Below are 2,012 nucleotides of genomic sequence, written 5' to 3'. Positions count from 1 at the left end.
ATGGGGGTCTTCGTGATGCCCAGTTCTGCGTTGTACTGCGTCGGATACTTGCTGGCCATGCGCTTGGCGATCATCGTCTTGCCAATACCGGAACTGCCATAGACCATCAGGCCAGGCATCCGGCTCTGCTGCGGCATTTCCATCAGGGACGTCAATCGGTTGAGAACAATCGTGGCACGGTCGAATGCGATCCAATGATCGCTGCGGATGCGGTCAATTCTTTCTTCTGGGGTCATCAAACTCTTCAATCGGATAAGTGGGGAGGTCTGGGTTACCAGTGTCGATGGCGAACATTTCTCGGGACGGATCGCGGCGCGGCTGGTGCTTGGGAAGCCGCGTCTCGCGTTCGCTCTCCAGACGGGCGGTCCTTGTCTTCTGACGCGCCGCCTCGGCCAGTCGTCTCTGCGCGTCGATCACCTGGAACAAGGCCTTCTCGTTGATCCGACCGCCATGCCTGTCTTGCCATTCCTTCCGCGCCCGACGACTTTCCCAAAGCGATATCCGAGGGTGGCTCAGATCCCGATACCGAGCCGGGATCATGCGGCCATCATTGACGAGAACCCAGACCTGCGACAGGTCCCGCGGGTCGTACTTCACCTGCACCTTGCCGCTGCCCCGTCCGACCAACGACGCGAAGGCATCACTCCAGTAGTGCACCCCAAAGAGAGTGATCCCAGTGCGCCCGAGCTGGCGCAACTCAAAAGGCAGGAAGCTTGTCCGGAAGGCTTCGACATCGACAACCTGCCGCCCCGCAGTGTCTCCGCCCAAGTCAGCCCAAGCGGCCAGCGGCGTTCGCCCGAGGGCTTCGTGGCGGGTATTGTGGTAGCGGCAAATCTCCAGATGAAGCCAGTCCTCGAACTCGGCCAGGGTCAGAGCCGCATGTTTCTCGCTGTCATAATCGCCCTTCTCGGCAGCGGAGGATTGCGTGGTCCCGGGCAAAACATGAACAGCCCCCATGGCCGTTCCGATCAAACGTTCGATATGACCTCCGAAGTGCGTTGCACCAGGCGGGCGGTACTCGACGGCAATGCCCCAATCTTCGCAGGCCGATGAGAAGGCGTCGCTGTGGAACTCCTGCGCGTTATCGACATGGATCGCCTTCGGGATGCCGGATGTCGGCCAGACCAATTCTTCCAGCTTCCCTGGGACGTGGATCGATTTCCGACGCACACAATGATCGAGGCAGAGCGCGATCGAAAGAACTGATGGTGCATCAAAGCTGACGAAGACCCCGAGAACGATCCGGGTTGCAACATCGATGGCTACCGTCAAATATGGGCGCGCAAGCGGTCGCCGATCCACGTGATCGACCAAAATGATGTCGGCCAAGGTGTGATCGATCTGAACAATTTCCAGTGGCGTTCCAACCGCAAGCCGGCCCGGACGTGCCGCAAAAGTCTTGTTCGCCTCCTTGGCACCACGGCGCTTTCTAACAATCTCTTTCTCGTCCATTGCATCGAGCCGAGCTTTCAGCGTTTTTCGTGCCGGTGGCTGGAAGCCCTTTGCCTCGCATTCCGAACGGATCTCACGCCAAATTCGCAGAAAGCTGGAGCGTTCGCGGACCAGATAATAGCGCCGTAGGCGTTCATCGATGAGGTCTTCGACTTCTCGCGCGATCCGTTTCGACCCCGGTTTCGGCCCCCGGCGACTGAGTTCCAGTGCTGCGGCCCGCCCATCGTTCTCGCGCAAACGGCGGTAAAGCGACCAGGTGTGGCTCTTCGCCAAACCTAGTTCCCAAGCAGCATCTCCGATTGCCGCACTGATCGGCTCACCCTTCTTCTCAAGTTCCAGGATCGGACGGAGGACTGCTGCTCGATGTTTTGCAAGACGCTCGCTGACCACGCCAATCCCTGCCCTATTCCTGTCAGCACTTATCCACAGAACTGACCGTATGCTAATAAAGGGTACAGTATGGCAATTAACGGTACAATATGAAAATTAAGGGTACATCGTGCCGCTGAAAACAAACGATAATTTTAAAGGCAATTCTGATTAATGAGGGTACAGTGACA

General features: G+C 57.8%; 2 protein-coding genes. Both read right to left on the bottom strand.

Annotated elements, in window-relative coordinates; all coding sequences use genetic code 11:
• A partial coding sequence (locus KJP28_RS19835) for a TniB family NTP-binding protein (protein ID WP_218394110.1) occupies positions 1–236 on the bottom strand: 236 nt, incomplete at its 3' end.
• Positions 214–1,842 carry a Mu transposase C-terminal domain-containing protein gene (locus tag KJP28_RS19830; RefSeq protein WP_093455154.1) on the bottom strand — a complete coding sequence of 543 codons (1,629 nt, stop codon included), beginning with the start codon at positions 1,840–1,842 and terminating at the stop codon, positions 214–216. The genes KJP28_RS19830 and KJP28_RS19835, both read right to left, overlap by 23 nt.
• Between the last annotated feature and the right edge of the window lie 170 nt (positions 1,843–2,012).

The sequence above is a fragment of the Maritimibacter dapengensis genome, assembly GCF_019218265.1.
GTDB classification, from domain to species: Bacteria; Pseudomonadota; Alphaproteobacteria; order Rhodobacterales; family Rhodobacteraceae; genus Maritimibacter; species Maritimibacter dapengensis.
Note: the sequence above shows the minus strand (reverse complement) of the source record. Positions and strands in the feature narration are given on the sequence as shown.